19 protein-coding genes are annotated in these 22,695 nt (G+C 60.1%); 11 read left to right on the plus strand and 8 right to left on the minus strand.

Annotated features, from left to right (window positions below; genetic code table 11):
• From PK28_RS13400 to PK28_RS13410, 3 genes are all read right to left on the minus strand, one after another.
• Positions 1-1,800 (minus strand): glycoside hydrolase family 10-like protein, encoded by a 1,800-nt coding sequence (locus tag PK28_RS13400; protein ID WP_082017218.1) that lies wholly within the window; start codon positions 1,798-1,800, stop codon positions 1-3.
• A 188-nt stretch (positions 1,801-1,988) separates the two neighbouring features.
• On the minus strand, positions 1,989-2,228 hold the full coding sequence (locus PK28_RS13405; RefSeq protein ID WP_044514626.1) for a hypothetical protein: 240 nt from the start codon (positions 2,226-2,228) through the stop codon (positions 1,989-1,991).
• A gap of 29 nt (positions 2,229-2,257) precedes the next feature.
• Positions 2,258-2,563, minus strand: coding sequence for a hypothetical protein (locus tag PK28_RS13410; RefSeq protein WP_044514629.1), 306 nt, complete (start codon positions 2,561-2,563; stop codon positions 2,258-2,260).
• 128 nt (positions 2,564-2,691) lie between these two features.
• Between PK28_RS13410 and PK28_RS13415 the strand changes: the two genes are divergently transcribed.
• Genes PK28_RS13415 through PK28_RS13425 form a run of 3 tightly spaced genes read left to right on the plus strand, consistent with a single transcriptional unit; the run spans position 2,692 to position 5,596 of the window.
• Positions 2,692-3,507, plus strand: a complete 816-nt coding sequence (locus PK28_RS13415; RefSeq protein ID WP_044514632.1) for a hypothetical protein — start codon at positions 2,692-2,694, stop codon at positions 3,505-3,507.
• Between the two features lie 56 nt (positions 3,508-3,563).
• A complete protein-coding gene (locus PK28_RS13420) occupies positions 3,564-4,412 on the plus strand; it encodes a rhomboid family intramembrane serine protease (protein ID WP_048826038.1) in 849 nt (282 codons plus the stop codon).
• Positions 4,413-4,471: 59 nt separating this feature from the next.
• Positions 4,472-5,596 (plus strand): esterase/lipase family protein, encoded by a 1,125-nt coding sequence (locus tag PK28_RS13425; protein ID WP_156126392.1) that lies wholly within the window; start codon positions 4,472-4,474, stop codon positions 5,594-5,596.
• Positions 5,597-5,654: 58 nt separating this feature from the next.
• Here the strand turns inward: PK28_RS13425 and PK28_RS13430 are convergent, their stop codons facing one another.
• Positions 5,655-6,461: an outer membrane beta-barrel protein gene (locus PK28_RS13430; protein ID WP_156126393.1), complete on the minus strand. Its 807-nt coding sequence runs from the start codon at positions 6,459-6,461 to the stop codon at positions 5,655-5,657.
• Positions 6,462-6,478: 17 nt separating this feature from the next.
• A complete protein-coding gene (locus PK28_RS13435) occupies positions 6,479-8,905 on the minus strand; it encodes a glycoside hydrolase family 31 protein (protein WP_231576160.1) in 2,427 nt (808 codons plus the stop codon).
• 180 nt (positions 8,906-9,085) lie between these two features.
• Here PK28_RS13435 and PK28_RS13440 point away from each other — a divergent pair, with 180 nt between their 5' ends.
• Together PK28_RS13440 and PK28_RS13445 are read left to right on the plus strand one after the other, a co-directional pair.
• Positions 9,086-10,054 (plus strand): glycosyltransferase, encoded by a 969-nt coding sequence (locus tag PK28_RS13440; RefSeq protein ID WP_044514638.1) that lies wholly within the window; start codon positions 9,086-9,088, stop codon positions 10,052-10,054.
• A gap of 51 nt (positions 10,055-10,105) precedes the next feature.
• Complete coding sequence (locus PK28_RS13445) at positions 10,106-10,570, plus strand: YdeI/OmpD-associated family protein (RefSeq protein ID WP_044514642.1); 465 nt, start codon at positions 10,106-10,108, stop codon at positions 10,568-10,570.
• Between the two features lie 255 nt (positions 10,571-10,825).
• Here the strand turns inward: PK28_RS13445 and PK28_RS13450 are convergent, their stop codons facing one another.
• Positions 10,826-12,874, minus strand: a complete 2,049-nt coding sequence (locus PK28_RS13450) for an alpha amylase C-terminal domain-containing protein (RefSeq protein ID WP_044514644.1) — start codon at positions 12,872-12,874, stop codon at positions 10,826-10,828.
• Between the two features lie 139 nt (positions 12,875-13,013).
• On the opposite strand from PK28_RS13450, the gene ggt reads away from it, so the two are divergent.
• Positions 13,014-14,750 (plus strand): gamma-glutamyltransferase, encoded by a 1,737-nt coding sequence (gene ggt, locus PK28_RS13455; RefSeq protein WP_231576161.1) that lies wholly within the window; start codon positions 13,014-13,016, stop codon positions 14,748-14,750.
• Positions 14,751-14,767: 17 nt separating this feature from the next.
• Positions 14,768-15,187, plus strand: coding sequence for a hypothetical protein (locus PK28_RS13460; protein WP_044514647.1), 420 nt, complete (start codon positions 14,768-14,770; stop codon positions 15,185-15,187).
• A gap of 68 nt (positions 15,188-15,255) precedes the next feature.
• Here the strand turns inward: PK28_RS13460 and PK28_RS13465 are convergent, their stop codons facing one another.
• Positions 15,256-15,603 carry a hypothetical protein gene (locus PK28_RS13465; RefSeq protein WP_044514651.1) on the minus strand — a complete coding sequence of 116 codons (348 nt, stop codon included), beginning with the start codon at positions 15,601-15,603 and terminating at the stop codon, positions 15,256-15,258.
• Between the two features lie 152 nt (positions 15,604-15,755).
• Here PK28_RS13465 and PK28_RS19170 point away from each other — a divergent pair, with 152 nt between their 5' ends.
• Positions 15,756-18,842 (plus strand): TIM-barrel domain-containing protein, encoded by a 3,087-nt coding sequence (locus PK28_RS19170; RefSeq protein ID WP_082017113.1) that lies wholly within the window; start codon positions 15,756-15,758, stop codon positions 18,840-18,842.
• Here PK28_RS19170 and PK28_RS13475 read toward each other — a convergent pair.
• Positions 18,839-19,570 (minus strand): phosphatase PAP2 family protein, encoded by a 732-nt coding sequence (locus PK28_RS13475; protein WP_048826044.1) that lies wholly within the window; start codon positions 19,568-19,570, stop codon positions 18,839-18,841. The genes PK28_RS19170 and PK28_RS13475 overlap by 4 nt on opposite strands.
• Before the next feature lie 114 nt (positions 19,571-19,684).
• Between PK28_RS13475 and PK28_RS13480 the strand changes: the two genes are divergently transcribed.
• The 3 genes from PK28_RS13480 (at position 19,685) to PK28_RS13490 (ending at position 22,658) form a co-directional block, all read left to right on the plus strand.
• A complete protein-coding gene (locus PK28_RS13480) occupies positions 19,685-20,581 on the plus strand; it encodes an AraC family transcriptional regulator (protein ID WP_044514654.1) in 897 nt (298 codons plus the stop codon).
• Positions 20,582-20,672: 91 nt separating this feature from the next.
• Positions 20,673-21,086 carry a DUF983 domain-containing protein gene (locus PK28_RS13485; RefSeq protein ID WP_044514657.1) on the plus strand — a complete coding sequence of 138 codons (414 nt, stop codon included), beginning with the start codon at positions 20,673-20,675 and terminating at the stop codon, positions 21,084-21,086.
• A 129-nt stretch (positions 21,087-21,215) separates the two neighbouring features.
• The gene (locus PK28_RS13490) at positions 21,216-22,658 is read left to right on the plus strand and encodes an alpha-amylase family glycosyl hydrolase (RefSeq protein ID WP_044514660.1); all 1,443 of its coding nucleotides are present in this window, start codon (positions 21,216-21,218) and stop codon (positions 22,656-22,658) included.
• The last annotated feature ends 37 nt before the right edge of the window (positions 22,659-22,695 follow it).

The following is a 22,695-nucleotide window of genomic DNA, read 5'->3' on the forward strand; positions in this document are numbered from 1 at the left end:
TTAGCCGCCAAATATCCGCCCAAACAGGCCCTGGCGGCGCTTATGCTTGATTTTGACTTTGGTTTTGGAGGCCGTGGACGATGGGCGGCTGCCGATGGTGGGCCGGGAAGGCATAGGGCGGGCCGGCGGCCGGGCCGTTACGGGCGGCGTGGCCGCCGGAGCCGGCTCGGGCAGCGTAGTGGGCACGGCAACCGGCGGCGCCGGGGTTTCGGCCACCAGTACTTCCGGCTCGGTTTTCAGGGTTGTTACACGGATGGGCGCACTTTCATTGTGCAGCCGGTCTACCGCCGTTACGTAGTAGGCATACTCCTGGCCGGGGCGGGCGGTTGTGTCCTGCCACACCAGGGGCTTATCGGGGCGGCGGGGCAGTAGCGTGAGGATACGGCGCGGGTCGTCGGGGCCAGGCGTTTCGCCTTCGGCGAAGCGGTAGACCACAAAGTAGCGGGCGTCGTCGCCATCAGCCGCCTGGGGGCCGGCCTGCCAGCGCAGCGTAACGGGGCCGCCGGCGCGGGTGAGCATCAGGTTCTGGGCCGGGCGCGGCGGCACGGCATCCATCCAGGGCATAGTAGGGATAAGGGCCGGATAGCGGAACAGATTCAGACGCAGGGAATCCGTAGTATGCAGCGGATTGGCCATGATGGACTTGGCCGAGAAAAACACGCTGCCGCTTACATCAGTAGGGAAAGAGCGGTTGAGGCGTACCTGCCGGGGCAGCTCGCGCGGGTTGCGCCAGGTGGTATCGGAGCGGGTGTTTTCCAGCATGCGGTAGGCGCCCTGCCCAATGTAGAGGTGCCGGTCGTAGTGGTTGCGCGACCACCACTCCAGAATAGTAGCGTAGGGCACCAACCGGAAATTGCTGCTCCAGTAGAGCTGCGGCACTATGTAGTCTACCCAGCCCTGCTGCAGCCACAGGCGGGTATCGGCATACAGATTAGCGTAGCTGGGCTGCCCGGCGCGGGTGTCGGAGCCTTCGGGGTGGCCGGATTTGTTCATCCAGACGCCAAAAGGCGAGACGCCAAACTTCACCCAGCGCTTGGTGCTGCGAATGGAGTCGTGCACCTGCTGAATGAGCAGATTCACGTTCTGGCGGCGCCAATCGGCTAGCGTCAGGTTATCCGGGTTATACCGGGCAAAGGCTGCCTCGTCGTGAATAACCTGTTTGGGCTCGGGGTACGGGTAGAAATAATCATCAAAGTGCACGCCATCAATATCATAGCGACGCACCACGTCCAGAATTACCTGGGTAATGTAGTTGCGTACTTCTGGCAGGCCGGGGTTGTAGAGCAGCTTGCCGGCGTAGCGGATAAACCACTCCGGGTGCTGCCGGAACTGGTGGTTGGGCGCCAGGCGGCGCGTCACGGAATCCAGCGAAGCCCGGTAGGGATTAAACCAGGCGTGAAACTCCATGCCCCGGTCGTGGGCTTCGTCAATGAGGAAAGGCAGGGGGTCGTAGTCGGGGCTGGGGGCGCGGCCCTGCTGGCCGGTGAGCCACTTGCTCCAGGGCTCCAGCTCCGATTTATAAAAGGCATCGGAAGCGGGGCGCACCTGCACAAACACGGCATTGATACCGGCCCGCTGCTCGGCATTCAGCATGCGCTGGTATTCGCGGCGCTGCTGGTCGGCAGTGAGGGTGCGGGCGCTGGGCCAGTCTATGTTTTCTACCGAGGCAATCCAGACGCCGCGCAACTCCCGCTTGGGCGGCATGCCCTGGGCATCGGCCCGCAGGCTACCGGTTGTGAGCCCCCACACCAACATCCAACCAAACAGAACAACACGACCAACAGTAGAGAATCCAAGCATCAGCACCAAACGAGTAATAGGCCCCGAAATTACGCAGCCTGTGTTGGTTTACCCGAAAAAATTACACTTAAATGTCTCCCTGTCAGCGCTGAAAACAACTTTACCCGTACAGGATTATAAAACACAACAGCCTCAGACCCTACTCGGTCTGAGGCTGTTAGCATCATTCATACACTATGGCGCCGAGGTTAGTCGCCTACGCCGCGGCGCGTGAGGTCGTTGTGGGGCTGCGGATCTTCGCCGCCTTCCATGCCGTTGGTCTGGTCGGAGTTGCCGTAGCCGCCCCGGATGCCTTCCCCATCACCCATATCTTCCTGGGTGCTGGTGGGCAGGGCCTGGCCTTCGGTGGGCTGCCCGGCGTTGGGCTTAGCTGAGTCCTGTGGCTTTTCTGGTTGGGCGCTGTCGGTGGGCTGTGGGTTATTCTGCATGGGGAATAGTCTTTGGGGTGTAGTGGAGTTTAGAGGGTAACCTGGCCGCCTTCGCCGCCCGATACGCCGGTGCCGCCGCTGGTGGTGGCCCCGCCTACGTCGCCCTCGTCGGCATTGCCAGGGGTGTCGTACTGGGTGCTGCGGCTCACATCTTTGCCTTTGATGGGCTGACCGCCCACGGAGCCGCCGCTGCCGGAGCTGTCATCGGCGTTGAGGCCGCGCAGCGCATCACCGGAGCCGGGCGCCTGCCGGCCTTCCGGCTGGAAGTTGCGGGCCCGCTCCTGGTCACTGGTTTCCTGATCGAGGGGCGGCTGGGGAGTTTCGTCGGGTTGCATAGGGCTTATCGGGCTAGAAGTGAGACCTAAGTATTTCCGGCTATACGCGCCCTGCGCCGGGTGGTTGAGCGCGGGTTTCCCTGTAACTTGCTGCTTTACCTTTTATCTCTTTACTATTCTTTGCCCCAATGCCTACTTCCAGTACTTCTGGGTCTGATTTCCTGAGCCAGAAAACCACCGATGAGCTTCTATTTCTGATTCGTAACCCCAGCTTATACCACGATACCTTAGTAACCGCCGCCCAGCAGGAGCTCCGCCAACGGGCCATTAATCCGCACCAGGCCATTATTGATTCCCGGGAACCCCAGATAGAATGGGATACCGACTCCGGCTCGCGCATCAACTGGCCCGCCGTGCTGACTATACTGCTCTTCATTGGCGGCGCCTTTCTTTATTGGTGGCACATGCCGGCCAAACACGGCTCCGGCCCCGATGGCGCCCCCGGTCCAGCCGTGCTGGAAACCGTGGCCTCGCGCCCCATTCCCAACTTTACCGCCCAAACTAAGGCCAGCGTGCAGCGCATGAAACAGCTGCTGCCCGCCGCAGCCCGCCGAGACGAAAAGGCCACCCGCAAATACCTGATTCTGGCGGAGCGGTTCTGGAACGCCGAGCATCAATCAGCCTATCTGGCCAAAGAAGTTACCACTGCCCGCATCGACTCCACCTTTCCCACCCAGGTGGAGTTAACCTACCAGGAGTGGCGCAAGCTCACCAGTGTGCTGGTGTATAACCACAACCTGAAGCCCATTATGCAAGCCCGCGTAGACCTGATGCAGGACGTGGCCCAGCGCGAAATGACGGCCCTGGGCCAGATGCGCCGCAACTACCAGCTGGGCAACCCGCCCCTGAACGAGCAGGTGCGCATTACAATGGCTCCCGTGCCCCAGCTGCTGGCCGAGTTGCAGGGCAAAGCCACCACTCTGCACGTGTCGCTGGGCAAATAACCTAACCGCCCCGCTTCAATATCAACCTTCGGCAAGCCACGCTGTTCTCTACCTCTATGCTTCCTGCCGAAGACCAGCCCACCGATTTTGCCCGCCTCAGTGATGCCGAGTTACTGTATCTGGCGCAGCATGCCCGGCGCTACCCGCCGGCGTTAGGCCAAGCGGCTTTGCAGGAGCTGCAGCGGCGCGGTCTGGTTCCGGACGAGCTACCGCAGGCGCCGCCCGCGGCCCCCACCTCGCAGCCGGGGCGGCCGGAGCCGGCCTGGTGGGCCCTGGTCGGCCGGGTGTTCCGGCCCGGCGGCAGCTACTTTATCACGCCCCTGCTGCTGTTGCTGAATCTGGCAGTTTTTGGGCTGATGGTAGTACAGGGAACCAACGTGCTTCACCCGGCCGGCCCCGACCTTATCCGGTGGGGCTCCAACTTCTCCCCGCTCACGCTGCACGGGCAGTGGTGGCGGCTGTTTACAGCCTGCTTTTTGCACGGCGGCATTACGCACTTGCTGCTCAACAGCTATGCTTTGGTGTTTATTGGGGTGCTGGCCGAGCCGCTGGTGGGCCGCTGGCGGCTGTTGCTGGTGTACCTGCTGAGTGGCGTAACCGGCAATGTGCTTAGTTTGTGGTGGCACACTAGGGGCGTAAATGGCGTGGGCGCTTCCGGGGCTATTTTTGGGCTCTATGGCCTGCTGCTGGCCCTGGTAGCCACGGAAGCCCGCCACCTCACGCGCCCCCAGCGGCTGGCTTTGCTGGTGAATACGCTTTTCATAACCGCCACCAGCCTGGCCTACGGCCTGCAGCAACCTACCGTAGACAATGCGGCCCATTTGGGCGGTTTGCTGCTGGGGCTGGTTGCGGGTGTGGTACTGGGCATCTGGAGCCGGCTTTTTCCCGCGCCCGTCACTCCCTGAGCCGCTGGGAAAAGATGCCAGGCATTTCCGCCGTAAATTTGCTTTATACCGCTGCTGCCGTGCCTGATACACCTCCCTCCCTTCCGCCTGCCGATGATGCCTCGGCGCCCACGCCGCCCTCCCGCTGGCAGAAACTGGGCGCGGCAGCCCGCCGGGCCGCCGGCCTGCCCGCTACGGGCCTAAGCTACCTGTATCAGACACACCTGGCCAACCGGCACTTCACGCTACCGGTGCTCAACGGCGCCTTCGGCGACCAGCTGGCCGAGCGCCATGACCCGCGCACTATCCAGATGAGCTTCCGCCGCCACGGCGCCGACGTACCCGTGGCGCACCTACACCTCTCCCCAGACCGCCCCAAAACCGTAGTGTTTCTGCACGGGCTAATGGGCGACGAGCTGATCTGGCAAACCGGCGCCGGGGCCACGCCGCGCTACGGGCCGCTTCTGCAGCAGGAGCTGCCCGTACATTGTCTGTATGTGCGCTACAACTCCGGCCTGCACATTTCTGAAAATGGCCGCCTGCTCAGCCAGCTGCTCACGGAGCTGGTGGCCGCATATCCTGAAGCTACCCGGGAGCTGGTGCTGCTGGGCCATAGCATGGGCGGGCTGGTAATTCGCTCCGCCGGATATTATGCAGCACCAGCTACTGCCACCGCAGCTCCGGTGTCTGCGTCAGCAGAAGGGAAGCCTGCTGCTGCCTGGGTAAGGCATTTAAAAACGGTTTTTCTGCTGGGCGTACCCAATGAGGGTTCTTTTCTGGAGCAGAACAGCTACCTCACCTCCATGGCCCTGCGCAAAATAAATCTGCGCCCCACCCGCTTCATCAGCGAGTTAATGGACCGTCGCAGCAACGGCATCAAAGACCTGCGCCACGCCCGCCTGGTGGATGAGGACTGGCAGCACCCCCAGGCCAACGACCTGCTCCCCCCGCGCACGCTGGTACCGCCGCTGCCCGGCGTGCACTACCATATGCTGGTGGGTTCTTTGCTGAAAACCACGGCCTCGGCCCTAGCGCACTACTTCGGTGATGGACTGGTAGGCGCCGGCAGTGCCGTAGGCACCGTTTTCGGCGACCCGGCCCTGCCGCCCGATGTGCAGGTTAGCACGCGTACGTTTGCGCAACAGCACCACGGCACCCTGCTTTCCAATGAGGAGGTGTATCAGTATCTGCGGGAGAATATGTGAGCGGAAGCCGCCGGCTGTATACCTCAGGCAGGATTACCGGCGTATTCAGAAACCACTGCTACTTCAGCAAATAACTGACACCAATATTTGCGCCAGCGCCCGGAGCTAGCCCCCATATGCTTATCGGTGGAATTTGAAGGTTTTTACTGACCAATATCTCCGTACCTATTGCCCAATGTGGGCCCATAAGGTAACGGAGCCCTATTCCACCTACCAGATGCGGCTCCGTGGCCGTGATGGGGTGATAATTGTAAGTATCTGTTTGGGTAGCAGAGGTTCGGGTTGAAGATTCCCGGACGGTGCCCCGCACAACGGCCAGGCCCAGCAGCCAGTCAAACTGCAGGTGCCGCTGCGGCCGGCTGCGGCTAAAACGGGCCATTACCGTTACGGCAGTGCTCCGGGTATCCTCTTTATAATAGAAGTCATACAACTCCCCATCCACCTCCCCACTCTCGCGGTTCTCCTGGAGCCGACGACCGTATTGAATTTCAGCCTGAAGGGCTACCCGGGGCTTGATGGTATACCCGACCTGGACATAAGCCGGCTTTAACTGATTGTAGGGCCGATTGATAGAGTAATAATGATGAAGACCGGCCCCGGCTCCTACATACCAACGCCCGGAGGCAGCTGAAGAGTCTGCTGTTTGCGCCGAAGCCGTACCAGCGCCAGCGCACAACCCTGCTACGACGGCTATTTTCAGTAAAGGATATTTCATATAGGATATTGATTGACTTCCAATATTAGCTACTTGAAATAAATTATAGTGCTGGACTTCTATACTGGCAATAAAAAAACCTGTGTGCCAATCCAACCACCCAAAACAACAGCGCCCGGCCATTGGTCGGGCGCTGTTGCCTTCACTCAAAAATAGGTTGGGACTGATTACTGAATAACCAGCTCCCCAAAGCCTGCTGATACAATAACGTGGGGGAGTGTGAGGCCGGCTTCGGTTACGCCTTGGGCAGCTTCTGCCGGCTGGCCATCTACGGTTAGCGTAGTGGGCGCAAAGGGGAAGCCGTGCAGCACTACGCTGTAGGTTTCGTAGGTAGGCACATACGGCCCCGTAATTTCCTGCTTCAGGCTGAAGCTGTTATCGTTGCCGCGGACCCGGAAATGGCGCGTGGTACTTTGGCCTTTGGCGTAGCCGTAGCCTTCACCGCCGTCATCATAGAGCACGCTTAGCTCCTCGCCTTCGGTGTAGTACACGTGCAGGGTAAGCTGCTCCACCACTTTCTCGCCCACGTACTGCATCACGGGGTAGAACGGAATAACGGCTCCGGCGCGTACGAACAGCGGAATCCGGTCGAGGCCGGCGCTGGCCCACACTTCGGCCCCGCCGCCTTTGGGCTCATCGGTCCAGTAGTAGAACCAGTTGCCGCGCGGCAGGTACATCCAGCGGCCATCGGCACCGGCCTGCGTAATGGGGCACACCAGCAGGTGGTCGCCCAGGGCAAACTCGGCCATGCGCAGGTACGTGTCGGTGTCGTTCTGGTCCAGGAAGGCCAGGGGGCGCAGCATGGGCGTACCTTCCTGCACGTACTGCCAGAAAGTGGTGTACATGTAAGGCAGCAGGCGGTAGCGCAACTCAATAAATGACTTGGCCAAGTCGCAGAACTCCTGCCCGAACGACCAGGGCTCCTGGTCGCCGTGGTCGCCGGAGCTGTGCGTGCGGAAGAACGGGTGAAAGGCCGCCAGGGCTACCCAGCGCACGTACAGCTCGCCATCGGGGGTGTCAATAAAGCCGCCCACATCGGAACCCACAAAGGAGAAGCCCGAGATGCTGAGGCGCTGGCACTGAATATTGGCCAGCCACAGGTGCTCCCAGGAGGCAATGTTGTCGCCGGTCCAGCCGGAGGAGTAGCGCTGCCCGCCGGCGTAGGTGCTGCGCGTGATGGTGAAGGGCCGGTTGGGGTAGGCAAAGCGCTTTACGCCTTCGTTGGTGGCGCGGGCCATCTGCATGCCGTACACGTTGTGGGCTTTACGGTGCGTGCCGGGGTTGCCATCGTAATCGAAGCGTACATCATCCGGGAAAGTGCCTTTTTCGAACACAGCGGGCTCGTTCATATCATTCCACACGCCCTTCACGCCGGTTTCCTCAATGAGGCCTTTGAACAGGCCGGCCCACCACTCACGCACGGTGGGGTGGGTGAAATCGGGGAAGTTGCAGAGGCCGGGCCACACGGAGCCCTTCATCAGGGGCCCGTCGCCGCGGCGGCAGAAGTAGTCCTTTTCCAGCGCCTCGGTATACACCGGGTAGTTGGGGTCAATCTTAATGCCGGGGTCGATGATGACAATGGTTTTGAAGCCATCCTCGGCCAGCTCCTGCACCATGCGCTTGGGCTCGGGGAAGTGCGTGGGGCTCCAGGTAAAGCACCGGAAGCCATCCATGTAGTCAATATCGAGGTAGAGCGCGTCGCAAGGGATTTTCCGGTCGCGGAAGCCCTGGGCAATGGCCTTTACATTGCTCTCGGGGAAATAGCTCCACTTGCACTGGTGGTAGCCCAGGGCCCACAGCGGGGGCAGCTCGGGCGGGCACGTGAGGCGCGTGTACTCCTGGGTTACTTCCATGAGCGTGGGGCCGTAGATGAAGTAGTAGTTCATCTCGCCACCCATGGCCCAGAAGCTGGTGACATCGGCCCGCTCCGCGGCAAAGTCGAAGAAGGACTTAAAGGAGTTATCGAAGAAAATGCCGTGGGCAATTTTCTGGTGTAGCTCCAGGTAAAACGGGATGTTCTTGTAGAGCGGGTCGGAGCCTTTTACGTAGCCGTACGTATCGGTACCCCAGTTCTGGAAGCGCTTGCCGCGCAGGTTCATGTTATCGGGCTTGTCGCCGAGGCCGTAGTAGTGCACGCCGCTCTGCACCTGCTTGCTCATCTTCACGATGTCGTTGCCGGTTTCGTAGTCGTACTCCCAGTGGAAGCCCTTCTCATCGGCGGAGAGCAGCGTGCCCGAGCGGTCCAGGATGCGTACCGCCGCGTTATCCTTGCTGATGGTGCAGATCAGGCGCTCAGTGGTGATGCGGTAGTGGTCGGGCTTTTCCTTGAACTCCAGGAATTCCAGCTCGCGGCGGGGCTGGTCGGCGGGTACGGCGTAGCTGAAATCAGCCTCAAAACGACCTTCCGCCGCGTAGCGGAAGCGTAGAATTTTATCGGTTACCACGTACAGCATCAGCTGCACGCCATTATCACAAGAGAAAAGAAAACCTTCGTCAGTGGTTTTAGATGAAATGACCTTGCCGGGGAAGTGCTCCTGCTTCCGCGACACCAGGTCGTTGATCATGTAATTGTTATCCTGGATTGTATCAGCCATGAAGGTGTGTATGCGGGGCAAAAAAAATGTCCGACCGGGCCGGACAGACGAGCTTCGTTACGCAAGGTAAAAACGATTCATAGGAATTTTGCCTATCATTAATCGTAGATTGCCAAAAAGCCGCTTCCCCGTATATTCAACGGCTTTTTACTTTTCTCCCGCCCCCTCAAACGCCCCGCCATGGAAACTCCTAACCTGAAGGTATTACTGCTAGGCTGGGATGATACGTACCCCACGCAACACCCGCCAGCGGCCCCTTTAGGGCTGGCCCGCACGCTGGCAGCCCACAGCCAGCTCACGGTAGTACTGCCCACGCTGCCAGCCTCCACGGCTCCCATAGCCGGCGTAGACGTAACGGCTATTGGCAACCTATCAGCCGAAGAACTGCAGGCCGCCGTAGACCAATCGCGCAGTGCCGTTACAGCAAGAGCCGCCTGGAAAACACCGGCGGCGCCCTACCTGGGCGCTACGCCGGCCGAAGAAGCGGCTTCAAGTCCGGCTCTGCAAGCCAGGGTTCCTGCGGCAGGCCCATCAGCAGCCATTTCGGCCGAAGCTTCAGGCAGCACTTTCCGCCCCGTTTCGCTGCTGGAGGAAGAGGAAAGCGCCGGCGAGCCCAGCGCCGCCGAAGCCAATGCGCTGGACGAAGACATGCCGCTGGAGCCAGCGGTTAATTTTGCCCTGCCGGCAGAAGTCCGCAGCTTTTTGCCTGCCAGCGCCGAGCGCACTACGCCCCAACACGCGCTGGCCGTGCTCAATAATGAAATAGACGACGAGGCCGGCCTCAATTTCCGGGTGATACAATACGCCCGCTTTGCCACGCCCTTCGTGGCCGATAAGCCATTTGAGGTGATTTACGCCGCCGAATGGCCCACCTGGCTGGCTGCCATGGAAATCAGGCAGCGCACGGGCCGGCCGCTGGTGCTGCACGTGCACTCTCTCTGCTCCGACCGCAACACCACTGACGACCGGGGCTGGATTCAGGAGCTGGAGCGCCTGGCCCTGCGGCGGGCCGATTTAATCATCTTAGACTCGGAGGAGCTCTGCCACCGCGTGCGCCAACTCTATAACATACCTTTGCACCGCACCCGCGTGCAACACGGCGAGGTAAACGCCGAAGAGGTTTCCCGCGCCCTACAGGCCCTGCTGTAGCACCTGCTGGCAGTGCCTGCGTCATCGTCATACCAAATCACCCATACCCTATTGACTCCCGAACACACTTTTGACGCCCCCCTGGAGCTGGATGCCGAAACCGGCGGCGTTTTCGTCCTGGTTCCCTTCAGTGTAGAAGCCACGTATGGCGTGCGCGGCCTGTTGCCTGTGCGCGCTACTATAGATGGTTTCCCGTATCGCGGCAGCCTCTCCCCCATTGGCGATGGTACCCACGCCCTGCTGGTACAGAAGCAAATCCGCAACGCCATTGGCAAATCCTGGAGCCAGTCGGTGCACATTACCCTCTCCCGGGACACCGAAGAGCGCACCGTAACCGTGCCCGAGGAGCTAGCCATGGCCTTGGACCGCGCCGGCCTGCGCCAGCGCTTTGATGATCTTTCCTACACCCACCGCAAAGAGTTTGCACAAGGCATTGAGCGAGCCAAGAAAGCCGAAACCCGCGCCCGCCGCGTGCAGGACGCCCTGGACCGGATTGCTTCCGGCCGCAAGCCGTAGAACTTTTACCCTGTCATTCCGAACGAAGGCGAGGAATCTGAGGAAGCCAGTATGGCCATACCCAGATTCCTCGCCTTCGCTCGGAATGACAGTTTGTATTGAAGCTACTCAATATTTTAAACCCTTGTCATCCTGAGCTGGCGAAGGACCTTATCACGGCTAAACGACTAGCGTAACAACGGCTCGTGCAAGCGTGACAAGGTCCTTCGCCAGCTCAGGATGACAGGAGTTTTGAGTACTGCAGGAGCTTCGTTTTTACCCGATGCGCTGTAGCACCAAGGCCGTTCGGTTGGTGACGTACAGGCTCAGCTTGTTTACGCCATCTTCCACAAAAGTCTCATAGGTCAGGCCATCATCTACGCGCTGGAAGCCGCCGAACTGGGCATCATCGGAATTGAGGATGATGCGGTAGCGGCCGGCCTGGGGCACGAAGAAGCGGTAATCGAACACGCTCCGGTCTACGTGGAAGCTGAAGACGAATAGCAGCCCGGCGCGCTCAAAAATCAGGACCTGATTGTTGCTGTCGATGTTGAGCTCGTGGGCCGGGCCGGCGGCCAGCAGGCGCCGGTTGCGGGCCGTGGTCACCATGGCTTTATCGAAGGCCAGCAGGTACTGGTATTTCAGCTCGGGGTTGGTAGACAGGCTCCACTGGCGGCGGGCAAACTGATAGCTCCACTCGTTGCCCTGGCGCGGGAAGTCCACCCACTCGGGGTGGCCAAACTCGTTGCCGATGAAGTTGAGGTATGCCTCGCCGCCCAGCGCCAGCGTGAGCATCCTGATGAGCTTATGCAGGGCCATGCCGCGGGCCACCACCGGGTCGGGGTCGTCCTTGTGCATGTGGGTGTAAATGGCGGCGTCAATCAGCCAGTGGGCCAAGGTTTTGTCGCCCACCAGGGCCTGGTCGTGGCTTTCGGCGTAGGCCACGGTTTTCTCACCGGCGCGGCGGTTGGTGAGCACATACCAGAGGTCGTGCAGGTTCCAGTCTTCGTCGCGGGTGTGCTTGAGCAGCTTAATCCAGTAGTCCGGAATGCCCATGCCCAGGCGGTAATCAAAGCCCACGCCGCCCTCGCTGATGGGGCGGCACAGGCCGGGCATGCCGCTCATGTCTTCGGCAATGAGCAGGGCGCTGCGCTTGCAGTCGTGCACCAGGGTGGTGGCCAGCTGCAGGTAGAGAATGGCATCATCATCTACCTCGGGGCCGAAATACTGGTCATAGTGCCCAAAGCCTACCCCTTCGCCGTGGTGGTGGTAGAGCATGCTGGTTACGCCATCAAAACGGAAGCCATCGAAGTGAAACTCTTCCAGCCAGTAGCGCAGGTTGCTGAGCAGGAACTGCTGCACCTCGGGCCGGCCGTAGTTAAATAGCTTGGAATCCCAGCCGGGGTGGTTGCCTCGCTCGCCTTCGTGGAAATACTGCCCGCCGGAGCCATCAAAATCCGCCAGCCCTTCGGCCTCGTTTTTCACGGCGTGGGAATGTACCACGTCCAGCAGCACGGCAATGCCCCGGTTATGGGCTTCGTTGATGAGGTGCTTCAGCTCCTCGGGGGTGCCAAAGCGGGAGGAAGCAGCAAAGAAATTGGCTACGTGGTAGCCGAAGGAGCCGTAATAGGGGTGCTCCATCACGGCCATCAGCTGAATGCAGTTGTAGCCCAGGGCCTGAATGCGCGGCAGAATATTTTCGGCGAATTCCAGGTAAGTACCCGTGCGGCCTTCCTCGGTGGCCATGCCCACGTGGCACTCATAAATAAAGGGCTCCCGCACAAAATTGGGGATGCGGAATTTCTGGTCGGTCCAGGTGAACGGGGCTTCCGGGCGCCACACCTGGGCGGCAAAATCCTTGGACTCCTCGTCCTGCACGGCGCGGCGTAGCGTGGCGGGAAGCCGGTCTTTGCCACCTTTTTGCGTTACCACGTGCACCTTGTAGCGGCTGCCATGCGTGAGGCGCTGGCCGTATTCCTTATCACTGAGAAATATCTCCCACACGCCGTCCTGCCCGCGCTGCAAAGGCGTGGCCTGCCGGTCCCACTGGTTGAAATCACCTACCAGAAACAGGCCCTGCGCGGCCGGTGCCCACTCCCGAAACCAATAGCCGCGGCGGCGCGAGTCATAGTTTAGCCCGAGCCGCTGGTGCGCCGAGGCAAATTTGGTCAGGGAGCCATACTGCTGGTTTATTTCCTGCAGGCGCTGCTCCAGGCGCTCTAAACGGGCCCGGAGCACGGGCTCATAGGGGGCCAGCCAGGCATCCTGCTGCACCAGAGGCAGGTGCGGAGTGGAAGGTGCTATATCAGTTATTTCCGTGGTCATGGCAGGTCGGGTTTGGGTCAAAACTACGAGGAGCGGGGAATTATGGTAGCGCTTTCTGGAAAGAGGCCATCTTTTTGTTTCCCATAATCCCAAGGCACCGGCCTATGCGTAGACGTTTCACCTCTTATCTTCGCCGGGTATGAAACGATATTTCCTGCCGCTTTCTCTGGCGGCTTTCTTTGCCTGCACCACCTCCCAGACGCCGGTTACCACAGCGGCGGCGCCTTCCCTGGCGGCGCCCATTCCCGCCGCTACGCCCGTAATTACGGCCAAAGCCATGGTAGTTTCGGCGCACCCGGAGGCCTCGCGCATTGGCGTGGAGATTTTGCAAAAGGGCGGTAATGCCTATGATGCGGCCGTGGCCGTGCAGTTTGCGCTGGCCGTGGCCCTGCCGGCCGCGGGCAATATAGGCGGCGGCGGCTTCCTGCTTTACCGCGGCGCCGATGGCACCGAAGGTGCGCTGGACTTCCGGGAAACGGCCCCGGCGGCCGCGGCCCGGGATATGTACCTGGATGCGCAGGGCAACGTAGTACCCGACCGCAGCACCCTGGGCCACCTGGCCGTGGGCGTGCCCGGCACCGTGGCCGGCATGGTAGAAATCCACAAAAAGCTGGGCAAGCTGCCCTGGCAAGAGGTGGTGCAGCCCGCCGTGGATCTGGCTGCCAAGGGTCTTAAACTAACCGAAAAAGAAGCTGCCGGCCTCAACGGCAATCAGGAAGCTTTCCGGAAATTCAACGCCACCCACCTACCTGCTTACGTGCGTGAGCAGGGCGAGTGGAAAGCCGGTGACCTTATCCGCTACCCCGAGCTGGCCGCCACACTCAGCCGCATTCGGGACCTGGGCCGGGCGGGTTTTTACGAGGGTGAAACGGCCACCCGCATTGTGGCCGAAATGCAGCAGGGCAAAGGACTTATCACCAAAAAAGATTTGCTCAGCTACCAGGCCAAATGGCGCACGCCCTTGCACGGGCAGTACCGCGGCCATCAGGTGCTCACCTTCCCGCCACCCAGCAGCGGAGGCGTGGCCTTACTGCAGATGCTGCAGATGCTGGAGCCCTACAATCTGGGCGAAGCCGGCTGGCACTCCCCGCAGGCCGTGCATTGGATTACGGAGGCCGAGCGCCGCGTGTACGCCGACCGCGCCACCTACCTCGGCGACCCGGACTTTGGCCGCGTGCCCGTGCCGCAGCTTTTGGCCGCCAGCTACAATAAGCAGCGCATGGCCACCACCCTGCCCTACCGCGCCACGCCCAGCAAAGATGTAACCGCCGGCCCGGGCCTGCCCGGATACGAATCGGACCAGACCACGCACTACAGCATTGTAGATACCCAGGGTAATGCCGTGAGCTGCACCACCACGCTCAATGGCGGCTACGGCAGCAAAGTAGTAGTGGCGGGAGGCGGCTTTCTGCTGAACAATGAAATGGACGATTTCAGCAGCAAGCCCGGCACGCCTAATGCCTATGGTTTGGTGGGTGGCACCGCCAATGCCATTCAGCCCGGCAAGCGCATGCTTTCTTCCATGACGCCGGCCATCCTGACCCGGAATGGCAAGCTGGAGCTGGTGACCGGTACCCCCGGCGGCAGCACCATCATCACCTCAGTGCTGCAAAGCATTCTGAACATTGTGGATTATGGAATGAACGCCCAGCAGGCCGTGGCCGCCCCACGCCTGCACCACCAGTGGTTGCCAGACGTGATTGACATGGAAAATGACGCGCTATTGCCCGCTGCGCAGGACACGCTCCGCGCCCGGGGCTACCACCTGAACCCGCGTGGCCGCTGGGGCCGCCTGGATATTATCCGGGTGCTGCCCGGTGGCCAGTTGGAAGGCGGCGCTGACCCGCGCGGGGATGACTCGGCGCAGGGGTATTGACAGTAACTAACGAACCCATGCAGCCGTCTGACTTACAGCCAATCATTGACCAGTTGTCCGTTACTGATTCTGAGTCAGCGTATTTTGGAATTTTCGAAATCCCTAATATTGTCGATGAAGAATACTGCTGCATAAAGGCAAATAGTGCGGGCTTGCGGCTTTATGCATCAAGCCTCTTATCAGCGGCAGCTCAACTGGAGGAAGCGAAAGATACACCCAACATAACCTCCATTTCTCTGCAGACAAATGTGTCTTGGATTGACCAATCCAGCGAGGTGAGACTAATTTATGTAGAGCCGTATGGCAAGCCGGCTGCGGAGATAGAAAATGGCAATGCTTGGTCAGATAAATTATTCAAGGTAGGCTGCGCCGTAGCTGGTATTATCGTGCTGGGATTAGTCGGGCTTGGATGCCTGAAGCTGGTAGAACTATTTTGATTCATTCGAATAACAGAAAAGGCCACCCTGCAGCAGGGTGGCCTTTTTCTTTTAGAATATGCCGTTAGTTATCTGGTGGCTGACAATCTCATATTGCCGGCAGCAGCAATGAGCGTTTGACCCAGGTGGCGGAGCTGGTCGCCGAGGTTATTGTGGAGGTGGGCAGCCATGAGGGAGGTTTCCTGGCCCAGGCGCTGTAAGGACTGGCTTAGCTCCAGGGTGTCGCCGTTTTGCAGGTAGCCGCGCAGGCTCTGCAGCTCTGCTACCATGGCGGCGCTACCGTTGTTGTTTTGCAGGGTGTTAATCCAGCCATCAATGCTTTCCAGGGCCGGATCGAGGTGGGAGTGCAGGCCATGGTTAATACCATCGGTGAGGGCAATGATGGTGCTTTCGAGGTGTTCGGCGTGGCTTTCCATAGAGCTAGGGAGTTGTGGGAGTGAAAACTAGGACACCTCTTTACGCCGGGAAGCGGCATGCTGTTGTGCTGGCGCTGGCGGGCTCTTTTTAGATACGCTGGCTTTGCCTTGCCCGAGGCAGTAACTTGCCCGGCTCATTAAGCTTTGTTGCCATGCTCCGTTGCTTACGTCACACGTTGCCTTTGCTGCTATTGTCTGGTTCTCTTACGGCTTTGGGCCAGCGGGCGGGCGGCGGGCCACCCACGCAGGACCCGTTCGGCCCAAGCGAAATTCCGGGGCGGATTAAGGCGCTGGGCAACTACCAAAGTCATATATATGCTGACGGTAAAAACGGTGAGTCAACCCTAACGATTAAAAGCACTGACGGCAGCACGTTGCGGGTGCGGCCCTGGGCAGAAGGCGTAGTACGGATAGAATACTTTCCGGCCGGCCAGCCCGTGCAGAACATTGCTTCCATCAGTGTTGTGCAGGAACAGGACCCGGTTTTTCCCAACAGCTGCCGCCCGGGTTGTGACGGACCGGCAGACCAGGATATCATTGCGAAATACGGGCCGCTGTTTTGTGTTGGCATCTTAGAATCCAAGACTTCCTTTTCCTGGCGCACAGGCTGCCCCGGCGAAGTGGTCATTGACAAGTACCCGCTGCGGGTGCGCTATATGAGAGATGACGAAGTGGTGACAGCCGCTTCCGCTGCAGGAGTATTTCGGTACGACAACCCGGATAAAACGCCGGGTGGTGCGGGCGTTTCGTTCCGCCTTTCTCCCAACGAACACCTCTATGGCACCGGCTCCCGGGCCCTGCCCCTAGACCGCCGCGGCCGCAAGCTCACCCTCTACAACGAGGCCCACTACGGCTACCAGAATGGCGAGCCTACCCTGAACGTCAGTCTCCCCTCCGTGCTCAGCAGCCGGGGCTACATGCTGTTTTTCGATAATCACGCGGCGGGCACGCTGGACCTGGGCGCTACCGATAAAAACACCCTGGAGTACCGCGGCGAGGGACTTACCAATCTGGCTTACTACATTATAGCAGGTAACTCCTATGCCGAAATCCTGAGCCGCTATACCCGGCTTACCGGCCGGCAGCCCCTGCCGCCCCGCTGGGCCCTGGGCCTGATTCAAAGCCGGTTTGGGTATCAGAGCGAGCAGGAAATGTACCGGGTGGCGGGCCGTATGCGCCGCGAAGGTTTCCCGCTGGATGCGCTGGTGCTGGACCTGTACTGGTTTGGCGGCACCACCCGGCAGGGCGACTTTCAGTGGAAGCAGCCCAACTTTTCTGACCCCAAACGTATGATGCGCCGCCTGGACTCAGCGGGCGTAAAAACCCTCCTGATTACCGAGCCCTACATTATGCGCACCTCCCGCAACGATGCATTGGTGCGCCGCCAGGGCCTGGTGGGGCGGGATAAAAACGGTCAGCCCTACACGGTGGAATCTTTCTGGGCCGGGCCCGCCACGCTACTGGATATGTTCCGGCCCCAGGCCCGCCAGTGGATGTGGCAGCAGTACGACCGGCTAAAGCAGGACGGCGTGGGCGGCTGGTGGAGTGACTTAGGCGAGCCGGAAAATCAACCCGTAGATATGTTTTATGAGGCCGGCCCCACGCGCCAAATTCACAATGCCTACGGACAGGCCTGGGCCAGCATTATCAGTGAAGGCTATGCCCGGCAATACCCGCAGGAGCGGCTGTTTAACCTGGGCCGCTCGGGCTGGGCGGGCATGCAGCGCCACAGTGTATTTCCGTGGTCGGGGGATGTAAGCCGGTCCTGGGGCGGACTGCAGGCCCAGGTGCCCATTATGCTGAGCATGGGCCTGGGCGGCGTGGGCTACATGCATTCCGATGCGGGCGGGTTTGCGGGCAATACCGTAGACCCTGAATTATATACCCGCTGGCTACAAATGGCCAGCCTGGGACCTATTCTGCGCCCGCATGGTTCCGGCGTGCCTCCGGAGCCCTACTGGTTTCCGGAACCGTACAAGAGTGCGGTGCGCAACTTCACTCATCTGCGCTACGAGCTGCTGCCTTACCTCTATACCCTGGCCTGGGAGAATAGCCTGACCGGCACGCCCCTCACGCGGCCCATTAATTATGGGGAAACCTTTGCCTACGCAGAGTTTGAATTAGATCCTCATCAAGCACTATCTGACGAGGAGAAGGCAGCCGGATTTAGCGAAGAAGATGCTAAACCAGACACAGTATGGCCGGCTGTAAGCAGGCCTGAACTGACCTGGAGCTGGAATAGCCGCGCTACCAGCAACTGGGGCGGCAGCCTACTGCGTGAGCGGCAGCAGCGCCGTTTTGCGGCACAAAACCTGCCACAGTATGCCAATATCAACGACCAGTTTCTGCTGGGCTCCAACCTGCTGATAGCGCCGGTTCTGCAGCCCAATCAGCGCCGCCGCAATGTGGTGCTGCCGGCCGGTAGCTGGATTGATTTTCACACCCACGAAACCCTGCCCGGCGGCCAGACGGTGGCCCGCCCGGCGCCCCTGGCCCGCATTCCGGTGCTGGTACGCGCCGGCGCCATACTGCCCCTGGCACCCTACGTAAACACCACCGCCCGCTACCACACGGATACGCTGCGCGTGCGCTTTTATGCTGACCCAGCGGTGAAGACCTCTTCCTTCACGATGTATGAAGATGATGGAAAATCAGCGCAGGCGCAGCAGCAAAACGCGTATCAGCTCATAGCTTTTGAAGGTACCGTGAATGCCCGCGGCACCAGCCTGCGCGCGGCGGTGCGCGGCACCTACCCCGGTGCGCCCAACCAGCGTACGGTAGAGCTGCTGATTCCGCGCGTAGCAGCCATGCCGGGGGCCGTGTTGCTCAATAATGAAGCGCAGGCGGCCACGGCCTGGCAGTACGATGCCGTCAAGAAGAGCCTGCTGCTGCGCTTCCCGTTGGGCAAGCAGCCGGTTATTATTTCGATTCTGGGTTTGCAGCTCAACACCACGCCGGCCGCTGATCTGGCACCTGAGGTGCTGGCTTTGGAAGCGCCCAATAACCGCACTTTCACCGGTAGCGTGCAGCTGCGGTATACTCTCTTTCAGCCCGGCCAATATCCCCTGGTCATCAAAAACGCAGCGGGTGAAATCGTAAAAACTTTGCCGGTTGAAACCACTGCCGGCCCGCACACCATAACCTGGAACACCAACAACGGCCAGGGCGAACCGGTGCCCGCCGGGGTGTATTGGGTTGAAATGGCGGGGCAGCACCAGCGGCTGGTGCTGCTGCGCTAATGGCCATTCCGTTTGAGGTAATCCCGGCCTTTTTGCCAGTAGGCTTCGCCCAGGTGCCACCAGTCGCGCAGCTGCTCAAAAGCGGGTGAGAACAAAATGTGCAGGCCGCCTACCCAACCCAGGGAGCCTACCCAACCGGCCAGCACATCGGAAGGATAGTGCACACCCAGGTACATGCGCGAAAGGCCTACTCCCAGTGCAAACAGCCCGCCCAGAATCCAGATGGGCCAGCGCCAGGAGCTGCGCCACACCAGAAAGCCGATGGCCGCCGCCAGCGCCATAGAGCCCATAGCGTGGCCGCTGGGAAAGCTGTAATAAATTCCGGTGGCTAGCGTATCCCATAAAGCGGGCCGGGGCCGGCCAAATACGGTTTTCACCAGCAGATTCAGCAGAATAGCCCCACCCGTGGAAAGCGCGAAAAACAGCGCATCGGTACGGCGGCGCGCCAGAAACAAGCCGGCGGTGAGCACAAAGCCGGCAGTGAGCATGGGCGGCGGTCCACCGGCATTGGTTAGCGCCAGGGCTATTTTATCCAGCGTGGGCGTGGCAAAGCCGTGAATAAACTCCAGAATAGCTTTGTCGCCAATGAAACCGCCCGATTCCCAGATATCCTCCGCCACTTCCACAAAGATGATCCAGGGGCCCACGAAGCTGAACAGCAGCAGGGCCAGCAGCACCCAATGTGTGTGCAGAAAACGGCGAAGCAGCAGAAGCAGTTTGGCAAGCATCGTATACGGGCAGGGTGAACTAAAGCTACTGTACTGGCTTTCCGGCCAATTGTTTGTTTATTTCCCGGCCCTTGGTCGGCCCATTCCTGCTGTAGCGGCTACTCCCTCCTGCTTATGAAAAAACCCGGCGTCCCGGTTCTGGCCCTTGATTCGTTTCCGCAGCGCCCCGCCCGGCGGGCCTACTACCTGGAGCGCCTGGACCGGCACGTGGCCAACTTCCCCGTGGTAAGCACGCCGCACACGCATAATTTTTACCTGCTGCTCTACGTCACGGCGGGGCACGGCACCCATACTATTGACCTGGTGACGTATGCACTTCAGCCGGGCAGCGTGTTTTTTATGACGCCCGGGCAGGTGCATCACTGGCAGCTTTCCGAGGATGCGCAGGGCTACATTATCTTTTTTAGTCCCGATTTTTACCTGTTCCGCTACCCCGGCAACCGGCTCTTCGACTACCCGTTTTTTAACCCACTTCACCCACCGGCATTGCATCTGGCCAGTCCGGAGAATGAGTTGCGGCCCGTGGTAGAGCAGATGTGGCGCGAGGCCTCCTCCCCAGCTCCGCAGCAGGAGGAAGTAATACGCTCCTACCTGCACATTTTTCTGGAGCTGGCGGCCCGGCACTACCCGGCTACGGCGGTTGAAGCGCCGGAAGAGCACCCGCACAGTCTGCAGCTACTGCGGGAATTTGGCCTGTTGATTAACCAGCATCTGCGGGAAAGCCGCACCGTGCAGTACTACGCCGAGCGGCTGCACATCAGCCCCAACCATTTGAATGCTTTGTGTCGGCGGCATCTGAGCAAAACGGCCAGCATGCTTATTCAGGAGCGGGTGGTGCTGGAAGCGCAGCGTCTGCTTTCGTACTCCACCCAAACGGTGGCCCAGATAGCCGATGCGCTGGGCTTTGAAGATGCTTCTTACTTTGGCCGCTACTTCCGCAAGCACACTGCCCGCACCCCGGAGCAGTACCGGAAAGCCGAGCAGAAGGACGCACCGGCGCCTCAGCATTGATTTGTACCGCACAAACCCGCAAACGCATCTTCCCGGTGCCTTTCTATCGTAGTAGCTTTGTATTGTTCAATGCGCTTGCGCACCGCTTTTCATGCAGAAAATAGAATCTACGCCTTTGGCCATGCTGGCGCAGAAGTGCCCGCGCTGCCATACCGGCCCCTTATTTAACCATAGCGTCTGGAACCTGAGCAAGCTCACTGATATGCCCGAGGCCTGCCCCGTGTGTGGGCAGCGCTACGAGCCGGAGCCCGGCTTTTACTGGGGCGCCATGTATATCAGCTTTGGCTTTTCTACCGGAATTATGCTGGTGGTGGGCTTTTTGGTGTATCATCTGCTCCACGACCCCGATGTGTGGGTATATATTCTCTCGGTGGCCGTGGTTACGGTGCTGTTTGCGCCCCTTTCCCTGCGCTACTCCCGCACTATTATGCTGTATCTGTTTGGCGGTGCAAATTATGACCCCAACTATACGGCTTCGGCCACGCGTACTACCAGGCCTTTATAAGTTCGGTTTGCGTCCTGCTTTTACCCCAGCCTGTAGCCGGCAGAATGGCAAAGGGCTGGGGTAAACCGCTTTAGATATTCCCGGGCCTGCCGCATGGGCGCTACTGCCTGAAAACTGATAATTTCCCGCATGGTCACCCTTCGTCTGCCGCTGCTGGCGGGCCTGCTGAGCTTGCTCGTAGCCTGCACTTCCTCTTCTACTGAAACCGACTGTGCCCCGGCCGCCCCGCCGCAGTACACCATCAAGCACCCCGCCTGGGCCGATTCGGCCAGCATTTATGAGGTGAATATCCGTCAGTACACGCCGGAGGGTACTTTTCGGGCCTTTGAAGCCCACCTGCCCCGCCTGCAGCAAATGGGCGTGGGTATTCTGTGGCTGATGCCGGTGCAGCCCATTGGCCGGCTCAACCGCAAAGGCACGCTGGGCAGCCAGTATTCCATTCAGGATTACCGGGCCGTCAATCCGGAGTTTGGTACTATGGACGACCTCCGGCACCTGGTGGCCGAAGCCCATAAGCGGGGCATGCACGTTATTCTGGACTGGGTGGCCAACCACACCAGCTGGGACAGCAAGCTGGCGAAAGAGCATCCGGAGTGGTTTACCAAGGGCCCCAACGGCCAGTTTGTACCACCCGTTTCCGACTGGCAGGACGTCATCGACCTGGACTATAGCAAACCGGCCCTGCGCCGCTACATGACGGAAAGCATGGCCTTTTGGGTGCGGGAAGCCGACCTGGACGGTTTTCGCTGCGACGTGGCCGGGCTGGTGCCCATGGATTTTTGGAACCAGACCCGCCAGACGCTGGAAAAGCAGAAACCGGTGTTTATGCTGGCCGAGTGGGATGAGCTGCATAACCCTCCCTTCCTGAAAAAAGGCGAATTCAACTCCAACACCGGCATGCTGGAAAAGGCCTTCGATGCCACCTACGCCCTGCGCATGCGCTATTTGTTGGATAGCATCAGCCGGGGCCAGCAGCCCGTAGTGGCCCTGGATAAGTACCTGCAGGTAGAGCGCACCCGCTACCCCGCCACTACCTACCTCATGTACTTCACCACCAGTCACGACATTAACAGCTGGGACGGCACGGAGTACGAGCGACTGGGCAAAAACGCCCTGCCCCAAGCCGTACTCACGGCCCTGCTGCCCGGCATTCCCATGGTATACAGTGGCCAGGAAGCCGCTATGAAAAAACGACTCCGCTTCTTCGATAAGGATACCATTCCGTGGAACGACTTTCCGCTGCAGGATTTCTATACCAAACTGCTGCAGCTCAAAAAACGCAACCCCGCCCTGCACAATGGCGACCCGTGCAGCCAGTTCACCCGCCTGGCTTCGCCCGCCAAAACCTTTGCTTTTCTACGGCGCAAGGGCAAGAGCGGCGTCCTTACGGCGGTGAACATGGACGCGCAGCCGCATCAACTGACCCTGGCTACCCTGGGGCCGGGCGTGTACCGGGAGGTATTCAGCGGGCAGGTGCTCCGGCTGGGTTCCGGCTCTAAGGTAATGGTGCCGCCATACGGCTACCGCGTGTATGAGCAACTGCCTGACCCGCCGCGGGACGGCTTGTGGTAACGGGTTTTCTGTGGGCTGATATTGTTAAGCTGACGGT

Source organism: Hymenobacter sp. DG25B (assembly GCF_000801315.1).
Lineage (GTDB): Bacteria > Bacteroidota > Bacteroidia > Cytophagales > Hymenobacteraceae > Hymenobacter.